This is a genomic window from Streptomyces sp. NPDC044106 (genome assembly GCF_056433985.1).
Genome location: NZ_JBWKFZ010000010.1, coordinates 288,280 through 303,475 on the forward strand (window position 1 = coordinate 288,280; position 15,196 = coordinate 303,475).

The 15,196-nt window shown below is 72.1% G+C and carries 16 protein-coding genes and 1 tRNA gene; 8 read left to right on the top strand and 9 right to left on the bottom strand.

Features of this window, described 5'->3' with window-relative positions:
• Positions 1 to 7: 7 nt before the first annotated feature.
• The 4 genes from AC07DI_RS20360 to AC07DI_RS20375 are packed head-to-tail and all read left to right on the top strand — an operon-like array spanning position 8 to position 4,772.
• Entirely contained in the window at positions 8 to 1,192 is a 1,185-nt protein-coding gene (locus AC07DI_RS20360; RefSeq protein WP_384259640.1) for an HpcH/HpaI aldolase/citrate lyase family protein, read from the top strand.
• Between the two features lie 39 nt (positions 1,193 to 1,231).
• Positions 1,232 to 3,754: a phosphoribosyltransferase gene (locus tag AC07DI_RS20365; RefSeq protein WP_478905484.1), complete on the top strand. Its 2,523-nt coding sequence runs from the start codon at positions 1,232 to 1,234 to the stop codon at positions 3,752 to 3,754.
• A complete protein-coding gene (locus AC07DI_RS20370; RefSeq protein WP_478905486.1) occupies positions 3,751 to 4,611 on the top strand; it encodes an HAD family hydrolase in 861 nt (286 codons plus the stop codon). The genes AC07DI_RS20365 and AC07DI_RS20370 overlap by 4 nt, the downstream gene beginning before the upstream one ends.
• Complete coding sequence (locus tag AC07DI_RS20375; protein ID WP_384259632.1) at positions 4,560 to 4,772, top strand: FmdB family zinc ribbon protein; 213 nt, start codon at positions 4,560 to 4,562, stop codon at positions 4,770 to 4,772. The genes AC07DI_RS20370 and AC07DI_RS20375 overlap by 52 nt, the downstream gene beginning before the upstream one ends.
• Positions 4,773 to 4,835: 63 nt before the next feature.
• Here AC07DI_RS20375 and AC07DI_RS20380 read toward each other — a convergent pair whose 3' ends face one another.
• From AC07DI_RS20380 to AC07DI_RS20390, 3 genes are all read right to left on the bottom strand, one after another.
• On the bottom strand, positions 4,836 to 5,813 hold the full coding sequence (locus tag AC07DI_RS20380; protein WP_478905487.1) for a sugar kinase: 978 nt from the start codon (positions 5,811 to 5,813) through the stop codon (positions 4,836 to 4,838).
• Complete coding sequence (locus AC07DI_RS20385; RefSeq protein ID WP_478905488.1) at positions 5,810 to 6,463, bottom strand: bifunctional 4-hydroxy-2-oxoglutarate aldolase/2-dehydro-3-deoxy-phosphogluconate aldolase; 654 nt, start codon at positions 6,461 to 6,463, stop codon at positions 5,810 to 5,812. The genes AC07DI_RS20380 and AC07DI_RS20385 overlap by 4 nt, the downstream gene beginning before the upstream one ends.
• A gap of 121 nt (positions 6,464 to 6,584) precedes the next feature.
• The gene (locus AC07DI_RS20390; protein WP_478905490.1) at positions 6,585 to 8,114 is read right to left on the bottom strand and encodes a hypothetical protein; all 1,530 of its coding nucleotides are present in this window, start codon (positions 8,112 to 8,114) and stop codon (positions 6,585 to 6,587) included.
• A gap of 195 nt (positions 8,115 to 8,309) precedes the next feature.
• Here AC07DI_RS20390 and AC07DI_RS20395 point away from each other — a divergent pair.
• Positions 8,310 to 8,381 (top strand) — tRNA-Val (locus AC07DI_RS20395).
• A gap of 1,240 nt (positions 8,382 to 9,621) precedes the next feature.
• Here AC07DI_RS20395 and AC07DI_RS20400 read toward each other — a convergent pair.
• From AC07DI_RS20400 to AC07DI_RS20410, 3 genes are all read right to left on the bottom strand, one after another.
• On the bottom strand, positions 9,622 to 9,828 hold the full coding sequence (locus AC07DI_RS20400) for a hypothetical protein (RefSeq protein WP_384259623.1): 207 nt from the start codon (positions 9,826 to 9,828) through the stop codon (positions 9,622 to 9,624).
• Positions 9,822 to 10,310, bottom strand: coding sequence for a hypothetical protein (locus AC07DI_RS20405; RefSeq protein ID WP_478905491.1), 489 nt, complete (start codon positions 10,308 to 10,310; stop codon positions 9,822 to 9,824). The genes AC07DI_RS20400 and AC07DI_RS20405 overlap by 7 nt, the downstream gene beginning before the upstream one ends.
• A gap of 89 nt (positions 10,311 to 10,399) precedes the next feature.
• Positions 10,400 to 11,578 carry a helix-turn-helix domain-containing protein gene (locus AC07DI_RS20410; RefSeq protein WP_478905493.1) on the bottom strand — a complete coding sequence of 393 codons (1,179 nt, stop codon included), beginning with the start codon at positions 11,576 to 11,578 and terminating at the stop codon, positions 10,400 to 10,402.
• A gap of 132 nt (positions 11,579 to 11,710) precedes the next feature.
• On the opposite strand from AC07DI_RS20410, the gene AC07DI_RS20415 reads away from it, so the two are divergent.
• Positions 11,711 to 12,259, top strand: coding sequence for a flavoprotein (locus tag AC07DI_RS20415; RefSeq protein ID WP_384259616.1), 549 nt, complete (start codon positions 11,711 to 11,713; stop codon positions 12,257 to 12,259).
• Between the two features lie 182 nt (positions 12,260 to 12,441).
• Complete coding sequence (locus tag AC07DI_RS20420) at positions 12,442 to 12,984, top strand: hypothetical protein (RefSeq protein ID WP_478905494.1); 543 nt, start codon at positions 12,442 to 12,444, stop codon at positions 12,982 to 12,984.
• A gap of 322 nt (positions 12,985 to 13,306) precedes the next feature.
• Here AC07DI_RS20420 and AC07DI_RS20425 read toward each other — a convergent pair whose 3' ends face one another.
• Positions 13,307 to 13,537: a chaplin gene (locus AC07DI_RS20425; RefSeq protein ID WP_478905561.1), complete on the bottom strand. Its 231-nt coding sequence runs from the start codon at positions 13,535 to 13,537 to the stop codon at positions 13,307 to 13,309.
• A gap of 343 nt (positions 13,538 to 13,880) precedes the next feature.
• Between AC07DI_RS20425 and AC07DI_RS20430 the strand changes: the two genes are divergently transcribed.
• Entirely contained in the window at positions 13,881 to 14,174 is a 294-nt protein-coding gene (locus tag AC07DI_RS20430; protein WP_478905495.1) for a hypothetical protein, read from the top strand.
• Positions 14,175 to 14,336: 162 nt separating this feature from the next.
• On the opposite strand, the gene AC07DI_RS20435 is transcribed toward AC07DI_RS20430, so the two are convergent.
• Both AC07DI_RS20435 and AC07DI_RS20440 read right to left on the bottom strand, forming a co-directional pair.
• Complete coding sequence (locus tag AC07DI_RS20435) at positions 14,337 to 14,645, bottom strand: hypothetical protein (RefSeq protein ID WP_478905497.1); 309 nt, start codon at positions 14,643 to 14,645, stop codon at positions 14,337 to 14,339.
• Positions 14,646 to 14,717: 72 nt separating this feature from the next.
• Entirely contained in the window at positions 14,718 to 15,077 is a 360-nt protein-coding gene (locus AC07DI_RS20440; protein ID WP_478905498.1) for a hypothetical protein, read from the bottom strand.
• Between the last annotated feature and the right edge of the window lie 119 nt (positions 15,078 to 15,196).

The following is a 15,196-nucleotide window of genomic DNA, read 5'->3' on the forward strand; positions in this document are numbered from 1 at the left end:
GAGACACATGCGTCATTTCGGGCACCTCGCCCCTGAGGTGCGGCAGCGCCTCTTCCACCGGGAGCCGTGTGCCTTCACCGCGGACTCCCCGCCGCAGCTGCTCGCCTCCGCCCTGGGTGCCACGCTCTACAGCCCGGCCACCCGCCCCCGCCTCGCGGACGACGTCCTGAAGCAGGCCGGGCGCGGCGTGACCTCCATGGTGCTCTGCCTGGAGGACTCCATCGACGACGCCGAGGTCGCCGACGCCGAGGAGAACCTGGTCAGGCACTTCGCCGACCTCGCCAGGCGGGACGTGGAGCCGCCCCTGCTCTTCATCCGGGTGCGCGCCGCCGAGCAGATACCCGACCTGGTCCGCAGGCTCGGCGCGAGCGTGCGGCTGCTCTCCGGATTCGTACTGCCCAAATTCACCGAGGAACGGGGCGTTCCGTTCCTTGAGGCGCTGGTGGCCGCCGAGGCGCAGCTGCCCGACGGCCCCTCAGGACCGGGCCGCCCGCTCTTCGCCATGCCCGTCCTGGAGTCGCCTGAGCTGCTGCACCTGGAGAGCCGCGCCGACACCATCGCGGGCATCGCCCGCACCGTCGACAAGTACCGCGAGCGGGTCCTCGCGCTGCGCCTCGGCGTCACCGACTTCTGCTCGGCGTACGGGCTGCGCAGGCCACCGGACATGACCGCCTACGACGTGCAGATCGTCGCCTCCGTCATCGCCGACGTGGTGAACGTCCTCGGCAGGGCCGACGGCACCGGCTTCACCGTGACCGGACCCGTCTGGGAGTACTTCCGCGTCCAGGAGCGGATGTTCAAACCGCAGCTGCGCCGCAGCCCCTTCCTGCAGGTCCGGGCCGACGAGCTGCGCCAGGCCCTCATCGAGCACGACATGGACGGGCTGCTCCGCGAGATCGAGCTCGACCGCGCCAACGGCCTGCTCGGCAAGACCTGCATCCACCCCTCCCACGTCCTGCCCGTGCACGCCCTCTCCGTGGTCAGCCACGAGGAGTTCAGCGACGCCGAGGACATCCTGCGCCCGGAGCGCGGCGGCGGCGGGGTCCTGCGCTCCTCGTACACGAACAAGATGAACGAGGTGAAGCCGCACCGCGCCTGGGCCGAGCGGACCCTGCGGCGCGCCGAGGTCTTCGGCGTCGCCAAGGCGGACATCGGCTTCGTGGAGCTGCTCACCGCCGGGCTGCCCGGCTGATGGCACAGGCTCTGAACCTCAAGAACGAACGCAAGGAGCATGACGTACGTGACTGAAGACGCGACACCGGAAATATCGGGGACGTCCGTATGGCCGGGGAGCTGGGTCGCCGAGCGGCTCGGTGTCGGGCTCGACGGCGACGAGGCGCTGCGCGGCATGCTCGGCCTCGCGCTGCGCCGCAACCCCAAGCGGGCGCACCTCCTGGTGTCGAACGTCCTCGGCAAGCACGTGCCGCAGCGCCCCTCGGTCGTGTACGCGGCCGGGCACGACCTCGGCGTACGGGTGCGGGACCTGCTCGGCGACGACGAGGCCCGGCGCGCCGTCGTCCTCGGCTACGCGGAGACCGCGACGGGCCTCGGTCACGCGGTCGCCGACGGCGTCGCCCTCGCCCCCTACCTGCACTCCACCCGACGCCCCGTCCAGGGTGTCGAGCGCGCGGGCGGCTTCGAGGAGTCCCACTCGCACGCCACCTCGCACCTGCTGCTGCCCGAGGACCCGCGGCTGCTCGCGGGGGACGGCCCGCTGGTCCTCGTCGACGACGAGTTCTCCACCGGCAACACCGTCCTGAACACCGTCCGCGCCCTGCACGAGCGCTTCCCGCGCGAGCGGTACGTGATCGTGGCGCTGGTCGACATGCGCTCACCGGAGGACCGCGGGCGCCTCACCGACTTCGCCCGCGAGATCGGCGCCCGCGTCGACCTCGTCGCGACGGCGTCCGGGACGGTGCGGCTGCCCGACGGCGTCCTCGCGAAGGGGCAGGCGCTGGTCGCCGAGCACGAGGCGAGCGCCGCCCGCGAGGCGGCGGGGACGGCCGCCGTCCCGAGTCCACGCGGCGAGCGCGGCGGCTCCGTCACGCACGTCACCCGCGTCGACCTCGGCTGGCCCGCCGGTGTGCCCGACGGCGGGCGGCACGGCTTCACGCCCGCGCACAGGACCGCCCTGGAGGCGGCGCTGCCCGGCATGGCGGCCGAGATCGCGAAGGCGCTGCCGGACGGCGTGCGCCGGGTGCTCGTCCTCGGCTTCGAGGAGCTGATGTACGCGCCGCTCGCACTCGGCGTGGAGCTGGAGCGCGGGACCGGCGCCGAGGTGCGGTTCTCCACCACGACCCGCTCACCCGTGCTCGCCGTCGACGACCCCGGCTACGCGATCCGCACCCGCCTCGCCTTCCCCGCCCACGACGAACCCGCCGACGGCCCAGGGACGCGGTACGCCTACAACGTCGCGGGCGGCGGATTCGACGCGGTCGTCGCCGTCGTGGACTCGGTCGCGGACACTCCGCAACTGCACGCCGTCGACGGCCTGTTGGCGCAGCTCTTCACGCACACCGGACACGTCCTGCTGGCCGTCATCCCCTCGTACGTCCCCGCGGACGTCCCTCCGTACGTCCCCGAAAGGCCCTCCATGCTCCCCGAGCCCCTCCGCGGCCCCGCCTTCTCCTCGTACGCGCCCGAAGACGTCGGCTGGCTGCTCCAGGACCTCTCGGACGTGACGCTCGAAGCGCCCACGGAGGAGCGGGAGGAGGCGATACAGAGCGGTGGCGCGCACTACGCCGAGTCGCTGCCCGTCGAGTACCAGCCGAGCGAGCGCTACCAGGAGCTGTTCCGCGCCGCGCTCGACACGTCGGCCGCCCGCATCGCGCAGGCCGTCGGCACCGTCACCGAGACCGTCCTCGCCGAGCGGTCACCGCGCCCGGTCCTCGTCTCCCTGGCCCGCGCGGGCACCCCTGTCGGCGTCCTGATGCGCCGCTGGGCCACCCACCGGCACGGCCTCGACCTGCCGCACTACGCCGTGTCGATCGTGCGCGGCCGGGGCATCGACGCCAACGCACTGCGCTGGCTCGCCGCCCACCACGACCCCGCCGACGTCGTCTTCGTCGACGGCTGGACAGGCAAGGGTGCCATCACCCGCGAACTGGCCGAAGCGGTAAGGGAGTTCGAGGCGGGCGGCGGCCCCGCGGGCTTCAGCCCGGAGATCGCCGTACTCGCCGACCCCGGCTCCTGCGTGCACACCTACGGCACCCGCGAGGACTTCCTCATCCCCTCCGCCTGCCTCAACTCCACGGTCTCCGGCCTCATTTCGCGCACCGTGCTCCGCGCCGACCTGGTCGGCCCCGACGACTTCCACGGCGCGAAGTTCTACCGCGAGCTCGCCGGCACCGACGTGTCCCGCGACTTCGTCGACGCGGTCGCGGCCCGCTTCGACGAGGTCGCCGACGCGGTGGACACGCAGGTCAAGGAGGTGCTCGCCGCCGACAGGGCGCCGACCTGGGAGGGCTGGGCCGCCGTCGAGCGGATCAGCGAGGAGTACGGCATCCACGACGTGAACCTCGTCAAGCCGGGTGTCGGCGAGACGACCCGCGTCCTGCTGCGCCGCGTCCCCTGGAAGATCCTGGCCCGCGCGGGCGCGGGAGCCGACCTCGACCACGTACGCCTGCTCGCCGAGCAGCGGGGCGTGCCCGTCGAGGAGGTCGGCGAACTCCCGTACACCTGCGTGGGGTTGATCCACCCCAAGTACACGCGCGGTGCGACCGGCGCCGACGGCAAGGCGGTGGCTTCCCAGTGACCCGGCTCGTCGCCAGCGACCTCGACCGCACCCTCATCTACTCCGCCGCCGCCCTCGGCCTGACCATGCCGGACGCCGAGGCGCCGCGCCTGCTCTGTGTCGAGGTGTACGAGGGCAAGCCCCTGTCGTACGTCACCGAGACCGCCGCCGGACTCCTCGGCGAACTGACCCGCACCGCTCTGTTCGTACCCACCACGACCCGCACCCGCGAACAGTACGGACGCATCCATCTCCCGGGCCCCGCACCGCGGTTCGCGATCTGCGCCAACGGCGGGCACCTGCTCGTCGACGGCGCCTCCGATCCCGACTGGCAGCGGGTGGTCGCGGACCGCCTCGCCGCCGAGTGCGCCACGCTCGACGAGGTCCGCGCCCACCTGGTGCGCAGCGCCGACCCGGCCTGGCTGCTCAAGGAGCGTGTCGCCGAGGACCTCTTCGCCTACCTCGTCGTCGAGCGCGCGCTGCTGCCCGACGCGTGGGTCAAGGAGCTCGGTTCCTGGGCCGAGGCGCGCGGCTGGACCGTCTCGCTGCAGGGCCGCAAGCTCTACGCCGTGCCGAAGCCGCTCACCAAGAGCGCGGCGGTACGGGAGGTCGCGCGGCGGGCCGGCGCCGAAAAGATCCTCGCCGCGGGCGACTCACTCCTCGACGCGGACCTGCTCCTCGCGGCCGACCGCTCCTGGCGACCGGGCCACGGCGAGCTGGCCGACACGGGGTTCGCGGCGCCGGGGCTCACGGTGCTTCCTCATCGCGGGGTCGCGGCCGGGGAGGAGATCGCCCGGGCGTTCCTGGGGGCGGCTAGCCTGAGCTCATGCCTCGATACGAATACCGTTGCCGCTCCTGTGGCGACACCTTCGAACTGACCCGCCCGATGGCGCAGTCCGCCGACCCCGCCGCCTGCCCTGCCGGCCACGAGGACACGGTCAAGCTCCTGTCCACGGTAGCCGTGGGGGGCTCGGCGCCTGCGCCTCGCGGGGGCGGCGGTGGGGGCGGTGGTTGCTGCGGTGGTGGTTGTTGCGGCTGAGGTGAGAGTCGACACCCCACCCACACCTCACCACTCCCCGGAACCCAGCGCCCCTTCTCCCCCCTAACGCACCACCGTCCCCGCCCCCGCCCCCAACAGGGCAAGTTCCGACCGTGTGGGCGCACCCTCCCAGTCACCGTGGGAGGCCACTGCGAACGCCCCCGTGGTGACGGCGCGGGCAAGGCGCTCCGGCACCTCCGCGCCGTCGAGCAGGGCCGACAGGTACCCGGCGACGAACGCGTCACCCGCACCCACCGGGTCGACCGCCCGCACCTCACGCGCGGGGGAGTGCAGGGCCCCGTCGGCGGTGTGGACGGTGGCGCCGTCCGCGCCGAGCTTGACCACGACCTCACGAACGCCGCGCGCGAGGAGGGACTTCGCCGGGCTCTCCAAGGCTCCCGGGGCGCCCGCGGGGGCCGACTCCGGCAGGCAGAGGGACAGTTCGTCATCGGAGGCGATGAGGACGTCGACGTACGGGACCCACGCGCGCAGTTCGGCCGCCGCCTCCTCCCGACTCCACAGCCGCGCGCGGAAGTTGACGTCCAGGCAGACCCGGCTGCCGTGCTCGCGGGCGAGGCGCAGGGCGCGCCGGCAGGCCTCGGCCGCCGAAGGGCCGAGCGCCGGGGTGATGCCGGTCAGATGCAGGACGTGCGGCGGCGCCGCGGCGGCGAACGCGGCCTCGACCGCGTCCGGGCTCAGCCGCGAACCCGCCGAGCCCGCGCGGTAGTAGTGCACGCGGGTCACCTCGGGCAGGCGCGGCTCGAAGAGGATCAGGCCGGTCGGGGCGTGCGGGTCACGCGTGGCGTGGGAGACGTCGACGCCCTCCGCGCGGAGCGTACGCAGGACCAGCTCGCCCGCCTCGTCGTCGCCGACCGCACCCGCCCAGCGGACCGCGTGGCCGAGCCGGGCGAGACCGATGGCGACGTTGCTCTCGGCGCCCGCGACGGACAGGTCCATCGAGCCGCCCAGCTTCAGCGGACCGGTGCCGCGCAGGGCGACCATGGTCTCGCCGAGGGTCAGGACCCTGCCGTCCGCACTCATCCGCGTACCGCCCCCGTCGCCCCCGCCGCCTCCGCGACCCGTACGAACTCCGCCGCCCTGGTACGCAGCGCACCCAGGTCGCCGCCGTCCGCCGCGTCGCCGATCAGCGGTGAGCCGACGCCCACGGCGATCGCGCCGAGTGCCAGATACGCCTCGGCGGCCGCGGCGTCCACGCCGCCGACCGGCACGAAGGGTGTCCCGGGAAAGGGCGCGCGCAACGCCTTGAGGTACGCGGGACCGCCCATCGCCGACGCGGGGAAGATCTTCAGCGCCGTCACCCCCGCCGCCTCGGCCGCGATGACCTCGGTCGGCGTGAGGACACCGCCGAGCACCGGAAGGCCCAGCCGCGCGGCCTCGTCGACGCCCGCGCCGAGCCCCGGCGTGACGATGAGGTTGGCGCCCGCGTCGGCCGCCCGCCGCGCGTCGTCGGCGGTGCGGACGGTGCCTGCGCCGAGCCAGGCGTCCGCACCAAGCTCGGCCCGCGCCCGGCTGAGCACGGCCAGGGCGTCGGCGCCGCTGAGGGAGACCTCGACCAGCGGAACACCGGACTCCACGAGCGTCATGACCGTACGGAAAGAGGCATCCGGATCGCTGCCGCGCACGATGGCGACGAGGCGCCGTGCCCGGAGAGCCGTGGGAAAGTCGCACATCGCCCCAGATTCGCACAGCTGATGCAGCCGCCCGGGTCCGGGGCTCGGGCGGAGGAAGGAGATCGAGGGAAGGAGAGCGGGCGAGGGAAGGAGAGAGGGGCCGGTGGCGCCGCGGCCTCCCTCAGGCGCCCTGCCCCCGCTCCTCCCGTATCAGAGCGACCACGCGCGACACGGTCGTGCGGACCGCCTCGGTCTCGGTCAGGAAGTGCCAGTAGTCGGGGTGGCGGCCCTCCAGGGAGGCGACCGCGCGGTCCAGGCGGGCCACGGAGTCGTCCAGCGGGCGGGCGTGGCGCGGCTCGGGGGTCTGGCGGCCCGCCATCGCGAGGCGCTGCGCGTCGCGGATCGCGAAACGCGTGCGCTCGATCTCCTGCTGCGGATCCTTCGCCACCGCGTTCAGCCGCTGGAGCCGGTCGCCGGCCGCCGAGACCGCCTCGTCCGTCGAGTTCAGCAGCGCCCGGACCGTGGAGAGCCGCGAGGTGGCATCGGCCCAGCGCTGCTCGTCGCGGGCCCGCTGCGCCTCCTTCAGCTTGGTCTCGGCCTGGCGTACGTTCTCCGCGGCCTGGTCGGGGACGTGCTGGAGGTCCTGCCAGCAGGCGGCGGAGAACCGGCGCCGCAGCTCGCTGAGGACCGGCTCGACCTGGCCGCTGCGGGTGGTGAGTGCCTGCGCGCGGGTGCGCAGCGACACCAGGCGCCGGTCGATCTCGGCGGCGCGCTCGGGCAGCCGCTCGGCCTCGGCGCGCACGGCCTCGGCATCGCGCAGCACCCGGTCGGCGCGCTGCAACGTCTCCGGTACGCCGTGCCGGCCCGCGCCCTGGTTCAGCTTGGTCAGCTCCGGGCCGAGGGCGGCCAGGCGGGCGGCGAGGTCGTCGGCCTTGAGCCCCGCCGCGCGCACGGAGTCCAGGGCGTTGCTCGCGGCGAGCAGGGTCTGGCGGGCCCGCTCCACCGCGGGGGCGAGCCGGACCAGCTGCGTCTCCGCCTTGTCGAGCAGCGGCCCGAGCCCCTGCCGGAACCGCTCCAGCTCCTGCTTGACCCTGCCGAGTTCGTCCTTGGCCTGGGTCAGCTCGGTCCTCGCGCGGGCCGCGACCGAGGAGTCCAGGTCGTCCCGGTCCAGGTCGTGGGCGTCCACCGCGCTGATGTACTGGCGGCTCACCTCGTCGATGCGCCGCCCGAGCGCCTCGAAGTCGGAGACGGCGCGCTGCCCGGCCGGCGAGGAGTCGACGGCGACGATCGTCTCGATGGAGATGCGCAGATCGCGCTGGGCGGTGTCCAGTTCGTAGAAGGCGGCGGCAGCGGCGTCCTTCGCGGCCTGCGCCTCGGCGCGCAGGCTCTCGCCGCGGCCCCCGAACCACCGGCGCGTGCCGCCGCCCGCGAAGGCGGCGGGGACGGCAACGGCGAGCAGGGGCAGGGTGAGGGTGACGGTGGTGACGAGGGCGAGAAGCTCCCACAGCGGCCCGCCGCGACGCACGCTCCCGCGGACCCGACGGCCGGAGCCGCGCGCCGCCTGGGCCCGACCCGCCACCCCGTCCGTCACCGCCGCACCCGTCTCCACCTCTGCCCCCGTCGCCACAGCCGTGCTCCCGACCCCTGTCCCGCCCGGCGTGTACGGCTGCGCTCTGCCCGGTGTGTACGGCTGCGAAGGTGTCGCCGTCACTATCCCTCTCCCGTACTGTCATCCGCCCTGCCCGGTGTCACATTCTCCCACCGGTTAAGAACGAATACACGGGCCGGTCGGTTCGCGCTCCGCGGCCCGGCACGACCCGGCCGACCTCCGGATACGGGATGAGGGTGACCCCGGACCGGGTTTGCGGGGCACGGCCTGCGGCAGGGTAGGCTGTCCACTCGTCCCGGGCGCGTAGCTCAGGGGTAGAGCGCCTCCCTTACAAGGAGGATGTCGGCGGTTCGAAACCGTCCGCGCCCACCGGGTAGCAAGTAGCAGGTGAGAGCCTGTTTTCAGACCCCCTAGCCATGATCGGCTAGGGGGTCTCTTTGTGGCCAGAGTCCACTAAGAGTCCGCATCCCCTGTCGATCACCAGATGCCCATCACTCGTCCGGGGACTGGACGGGCTTGGTCTCATGCGTAGAGCCGCCTCGACGAGGGCTGGTGCGTCTCCCCACGCGCGCTAGACACGTGCTCGTCATATCCCGCAGGCTACGGCCCCCGTCGCAGGACTCGGCGGGGGCCGTACGAACAAACTAGACCGCCCCACCCCGTACTCGGGGTGGGGCGGCGTGCTTCTGGCCGAGTCAGAGCCACGGATGGCCGGTAGCGGCGGACACGTGAACACCTCGAACCGAGCACCCTTCTCGCGGCGACCCTCCATGGGGTCTCGCCGCGAGTCAGCCCACCCGGGGTCTAGGGGTGGCAGGCATATGCCAAACGCATGTACCAGACCCGACGGACTTCGACCTGGCGATGCGGCGCTACAGGTGTCATCCGAACGAGCCACCCGGGACATGAGCAGCACCGGGGACTGCGGGTCTTTGTCGTCGCTGATCGCGATCAGGCGCGTGCCGTCCGGGATGCGCGGGTGAGGGTGCCCGGAGGCGGTCCCGGCGTCCGCGAGGATCACGCAGTCCTTGACGATCGGGTCCAGGTCGGTGCGGTCGGCCTTGCGCCAGTCCAGGCCGGGTGCGGTGTGGTGCTCATAGGGGGTGGTGGTGCGGCCGTTGGTGAGCGTGCCCATGGGGCGCCTCCTGTTGAGTGGTTCGTTCGGCCCCTGGAGTTCGGCCAGGGGCGGGCCACCCTCCACACGCGTGGAGGGAGTCAAGGGGGAGGGAGCGATCAGTCCGTCCGGGGAGCGCGAGGCGACGGCAGGCCTCGGGCTTCTGCACGTGCCGCCTTCAGAGCGTCGCTCTCCTCCTGGATCGGGCACTGGCATAGGCAGTCCAGGAGGGGTCCGACGACGAGATGGGTGCCCTCCACGGCGACGTTGGTCGTCAACTGGCAGTCGTGGGACCCCTCAAGGCCTGTGAGGAACGCGAGGAGGCACGGCGGGCACGGGACCGGTCGAGGGCGCCGGAAGGGCAGGCGGGCGTGTGAGCAATGGCCGTGTCGTCGAGCTCGGCGGTTGGGCTCCCGGTGAGCGGCTTACAGGGCTCGCCGTCGCGCACTGTGTGTCCGCAGACACTGCACCTGGGCGGGCTGGCCACCGGGCCCCTCATGCCCCGCTCCTCTGTGCCGAGTTGGCGTCGTCGCCCGAGGCGGCGCGGGCGACGGCCCTGGCGGCGCGGAGTGCGCGCCGGATCCTCCCGCCCTCCTCGCAGTCCGTCAGTGTCTGGCAGGGGGTGCATCCGTCGAGGTGTGCGAGGAGACGCTGATACGTCTCCTGCTCGCGGCGCTCCTCGGCTGTCGGTTCCGTCAGCACGGCTCTGCCCCCTCGTCGGCGCTGCGGCCGATGCGGCTGAGGGCTTCCACGGCGAGTGGCTCGCACAGATCCCCCTCGTAGCGGGGCGGCAATACCCAGTGAGTGCCGGGCGGCTTCGTGCGGGTCAGCTGCGGCACGCCGAGGTAGGTGTCAGTCCCCAGCCACGGCGCCACGTCCTGGTGCAGCCAAGTCCCTTTGCGGCGCGGCCTGGTCAGGGCGTAGTAGGTGCCGCCCATAGTCCGACCGTCATAGATCACGGGACCGTCGAGGTGCTGCGCGAGCCGCGCCGCAACCTCGTGGGGGTCGGTGCTGCGCACCGCTGCGTGCACGAGGCGCTCGGGGAGGCGGACGGTATCGAACTGGCTGCCGAGCGGAAGCAGCGCGACGCCGGTTTCCGCCCACTCCCTCTGTGCCTGCTCGGGCGCCTGCTGAGAGCGCGCGAGCCACTCCGCGATCGCAAAGTCCGTCTGCTGGGTGCTCACTGTCTACCCCTGCCGTCATTGTCCGATCAGCTCTGTGACCAGGGTGATGACGTGCGAGGCCCCTAACTGTCACTCTTCAGTGACAGCTGTCACAGGCCGAGCCAGGCAGACAGGTGCCCCAGGGCATCTGGGGTTCGGCGCTGCTGGTGCACGAGGCCTTCGATCGTCGCCCGTGCCCCAGGGTGGTATCGGGTCTGCTGCGGGGCCAGCTTGCGGGCCTCGGCGATCGAAGCGAGTGCCGCGTCAGGGCGGCCGATCTCCATCTCACAGCGGCCTCGGTCGATCAGAACGTGCGCACGGCGGGAGGTCGGCCATGAGTTGGGCACGCGCAGCTTCTTCGCCTTCTCCACAGCCTTCCCGTAGCGACCCATCTCAGTGAGCGCGGACAGCTCGTGCGCGGCCCAGTTCGTCGGTCCGAAGGACAGCCAGTGCACGTGCTCGACATCGCCAGCACGGTTGGCGATCTGCTTGGCCTCCCACAGGTGGGTCTTCACTGCAGCCTCGTCACGAGCGCGCGCCGCGATGACGGTGGCGCCGAGGTGCAATTGCCCAGCTACAGCCAGCGACTCGGGCGTCTCCCCGATCGAATTGAGCAGGCGGTGGCCAGCGTCCACGAGGCGAAGCCCGATGGTGTGCTCACCCTCGCGGTGGTAGACGAGCCCCCGCATGTACTGCCGCACCGCAGCGAGCACCGGGTCAGAGGCGCGCTCTGCGGCCCAGTCCATGCGGTCCAGAGCGATGGTGGAGAGGTCGTAGAAGCCGAGCTTGACCGTCACGTCGTGGGCAGTGCGGTAGGTGGAGCCGAGGGCGGCCCACAGTTCCGTGGACGGGTTGCGGTAGGCCGCGGTCGTCAGTTCGGCGATCAGTCCAGGCAACTGCTGCGCGGCCTTGTTGAGGTGCGTCGCCCGAACCAGTTCGCACAGAGTGTCCGCCGCAGCCACAAGTTGGGGGGGCTCGCGCGTCGCGACGTCGGGATCGGCGCCGAGGTCGTACAGGTCGAGTGATTCGCGGATGGGGCGGATCAGCTCGGCGAGGCGATCCTGCTGGAGTTCGGTCATGTACGGCTGTCCTGTCAGGGCGGTGACGTCGACGCGCAAGGCCCGAGCACACGCAGCAGTGAAGGCCGGACTCGCCGCCTTGTAGCCACCTTCGACTTGGTGGAGCAGGCTGTACGAGTAGCCGATCTCCAGCGCTAGGCCGCTCTGGGTGTATCCAGCCAACTTGCGGTACTTCGCGATCCGGGCCCCGGGGTGGTCGTCTCTGGGCATACTGGAACTCCGTTCCTGGCTCACCACTTGGAACGGTACTCGCGCTCGATGGCGCAGGTCCGGCTTCTGCCCCCGATCCACCTGGGTCGGGGGCAGTTGCGTGTGCTCGGCCGCGCGGGGTGGGATGAGGACATGACGACCTCACGGACCCTGTACCTGTTCGGTTCGGCAGCGCCGCCCATCTTCGATGTGGCCAAGGTGATCGAGACCGCGCAGGCCGACGGCTGGGACGTCTGCCTCGGCTTGACCCCGACTGCGGCCCGCTGGATCGGCGAGAGCCTCGACGGCCTGGCCGCGCTCACCGGGCACCCGGTCCGCAGCGAGTACAAGCTCCCCGGGGAGCCTGACGTCTGGCCGAAGGCCGATGTAATCCTCTTCGCGCCAGCCACGTTTAACAGCCTCAACTCTTGGGCTCTAGGGCTCACTCACAACTTCGTGGTCGGCGTCGTCGCAGAGGGCATCGGCAAGGGCATCCCCAGCGTGACGATGCCGTGTGTAAACGCGGCCTACGTCCGGCATCGCCGGTTCGAGAAGAGCGTGGCGGAACTTCGAGAGCAGGGCGTCACGGTCCTCTACGGCGAGGGTGGGTTCGCGCCCAATCCCCCCGGGTCAGGGAGCCCGAAGGCATACCCCTGGGACATCGCCCTCGCTGCCGCGGGGCAACTGGCCGACAGGGCATGACGAAGGGCCCCCTTCCCGCTCGAAGGCGGGAAGGGGGTCGTGTCAGTACTGGCGGCGCTGCGGATCGAGGGCGGCCTGCGGCGCGGGCTCGTCGCGGTCAGGCGGTGGGGCCCCGTCTCGGCGGCACACGAGCGCATCGGGATCGCCGGACGGCGCCTGGAGGCTGTACCCATCCGGGCACGATGGCCCGGCAGGACCACGCTCGCCTGCGGGGCCACGCTCGCCAGCAGGACCCTGCTCACCCTGCGGGCCCGCGGGCCCTGGCTCGCCCTGAGGCCAGCGCCGTCCGCGCCCGGGGCGCCGGCCTCACCATCGGCTCCGCGCTCACCGCCCGCGCCATCGGCGCCTTTGCGCGGGCGGACGCCCTCGACCCTCGGCGGTGGAAGTACCGCGGGCGCCATGCGGCCCCGTATGCGGCGCTGTGGTTGTTGGTGCGGGTGACGCGGGCGGCCGGCCCGTTCGCCGCGCTGCCTGAGCGGGAGGAGCGGCGCATCGAGGTCGTCGCCGCGGGCTCGGCCGGGCGGGTAGAGCGGGCCCTCGACATCGCCGCGCAGCGCCGCACACTCGAGCAGCGGCATGGTTGCGGTGGTGCACCGGTAGCCCGCCCGGCGCAGGAACTCCAGGAGATCAGCGTCGTCGTGCGCAGGGCCGAGCATCTGCCCCTCGCTCCGTCACCCGCCGGCCACCAGAACCGGCGGGTGGGTGCACGACTGTCGGCGTGCTGATGGATCCAGGGTGCTACGGCACGGAGGTAGGCGGGGGTATGGGCGAGCCCGGCACTCGGGGCCGCCGTGGCACGCAACTGAGATCGAGGATCGACGGATCACCCTGTGCCCTGGGCGCCTACCCGCCCGACCTGGCACCCCACAGCAGGACGCCAAGCCGGTAAACCCTCCCTTGCAAGGAGGATGTCGGCGGTTCGAAACCGTCCGCGCCCACCGGGTCTTACCAGCAATGGAGCCCCGTACCGTGATCGGTACGGGGCCCTTTTGTGCTCACTGCCCCTGAAGGCCGGCACGGTGTCTCACGGTGCGGGGTGCCGTGAGGTCAGTCGTTGACGCAGGGGTTGCCGAACGTCGGGTTGAGCAGGCCGATGACGTCGATGCTGTTGCCGCAGACGTTGACCGGGATGTGGATCGGGACCTGGGCGATGTTGCCGGAGATCACGCCGGGGGAGTTCTGTGCGGCGCCGCTGCTGCCGGCGTCGGCGGCGGCGATTCCGCCTGCGCCGAGCGCCGCGGTGCAGGCGGCGGTAGCGGCGAGGCCGATCTTGACCATGGGCTTCATTGAGACTCCTTGCGGAAATAGGTACTGGCCGGATGACCCGGCAAGATCGCTAACGCGGAAGTCGTCCACAAGGTCACGTGCATGCGCTCGGTCAGGTGGTGCAAGGTGGTACCGGTCAAGATGCCGACGGGCCGCGCCGTGCCGTCGTGCGACCGTGCCCGCCGTGGACTCACCTGAATGCTTGGCCCCGCTCGCGCCTCCCAAGTGGGGCCAGGAGACTCGGCAGTGCCGTTCGAACGGCACTAGCAGCACACACGCTGCCCATCGAGGTGACGCTCGGAATTCTTCACTCTCCCGCGCCGCCTCCCGCCGGCACCCACGGAGGACAAACTTCATGCCGATCACCAAGCCTCTCCGGCGAGCCACGGCGCGCGCCACCGCTGTCGCCACACTCACAACGGGCCTGCTCGTCATAGGCGTTGCCGGTGCCCACGCCGACGAAGCTCCGGGGGCGCCTGCCGCCCCCGCCGCCGTGGCGCCCGCCGTGCCCGCGACGTCTGCCGACCCCGCACCTCCGGCACCTCTCTCTCCCGCATCCCCCGCCCCCGCAGGCAACAACAACAACCTGCTCGGTGGTCTGCTCACTCAGGTGCAAGGCCTCCTCGGCGGCCTCCTGGGCGGCGGCTGACGGCGGGCAAGCGAACAAGTCCCGTACCGCCGACGCGGTACGGGACTTGTTCGTCCTCATGGGACGACCTGCATGGGGACGACCTGCATATTGACCTGCATATTGTCCGGAGTCATCGCCGCCCCTGGCGGCTTCCGGCATTCGGCCACCGGCGCGCCGGTCTCAGCGGCCGGATCCGGGGTGCGTCCTGCGGTAGCGGCGGTCCCAGCGTTCCTGGCGTTCCTTGCGGAGGCGGTAGTCGCGGTACGTCGCGGGGTATCCGCCTCCTCCACCACCACCCGCGCCGCCTCCACCGCCGCCACTAGCACCGGCGCCACCGCCGCCCGTGGAGCTGCCCTTCTTGGTGGCCGAGCCGCCCTCGTAGGAGCGCGCCAGGTAGAAGGCGAGCGCGGCCGCGACCAGCCACAGCACGGGCTGGCTGAAGCCCAGGCCGACGAGGGCCAGGATCGCGACGACTATCAGGACGTTCATGGCTGCACCTCCGTGGCTCGAAGGGGGCTCTCGCGCGGTCGGTAGGGAGTCAACGCCCGCTGTCTGCGGCTGTCAATGGCTCGCGGGGAGCGAGTCGTCCGGCTCGTCGTGTACGTGCTTGAGGCTGGCCCTCGCGGCGACGGCGTCCGGGCCCGCGACCTGCTCCCAGTAGTCGTGACAGGTCACGAAAACCGCCAACTCGCGCTCTCTTGCCCGCAATTGCTCGACCTCCGCCTGCTCCTCCTGGGTCCAGCCCGGCGAGGCGGGGCGTTCCACCTTGCGCCAGCCGCCGGTGTCGCTGAAGCCGTCGAGGGGCTCCACCGACCAGGGCAGGCGTTTGAGCAGCGCCAGGAGCACGGAGCGGACCTGGTGCAGTTCCTCCTGGCCGGCGAGGAGGTCGCTCGGGAAGTCATGGGCTGGAGTGGCAGGCACGGCGTAATGGTACTCCTGTTCGAATTACGTGTGCGAGCGAAACGGGCGGAGACGGGACGCCGGGATGCGGGGATGCGGGGGTTGCTGCGCGCGGGCCGCCGCAGGGCCCGCGCCGGTGG